Below are 281 nucleotides of genomic sequence, written 5' to 3'. Positions count from 1 at the left end.
GGCGGGGTCGCGATTGGCGCTCGCTGGTATTGCGGCAAGCGTTTGCGGGCTTTGCGAGAAACGCGGCGCAGGTGCCGGGCGCTCGAGCCGGCCGGCCTGCACAAAGCTTTGCCTGGCGCGATTGTGCGGGTGGTGCCTGGCTTCGACCAGCGACAGCACGGGTGCCACGCAGGCATCGGTCGCGGCGAAAAACTCGGCCCATTCGTCGCGCGTTTTCTCTATGACCCGGCCGGCAATGGCGGCGCGCATCGCGGGCCATAGCGGCGTGTCGTACTGGCCGC

Annotated in this window: 1 protein-coding gene; it reads right to left on the bottom strand. The window is 69.0% G+C overall.

Annotated elements, in window-relative coordinates:
• Positions 1-281 (bottom strand): CoA transferase (locus EN851_RS35965; protein WP_189587384.1); only part of this gene is annotated, 281 nt, incomplete at both ends.

It is taken from the genome of Mesorhizobium sp. M8A.F.Ca.ET.208.01.1.1, from assembly GCF_004791315.1.
Taxonomy (GTDB): Bacteria; Pseudomonadota; Alphaproteobacteria; order Rhizobiales; family Rhizobiaceae; genus Mesorhizobium.
The sequence above is the reverse complement of the archived record's forward strand: the minus strand, read 5'-3'. Positions and strand labels throughout refer to the sequence as shown.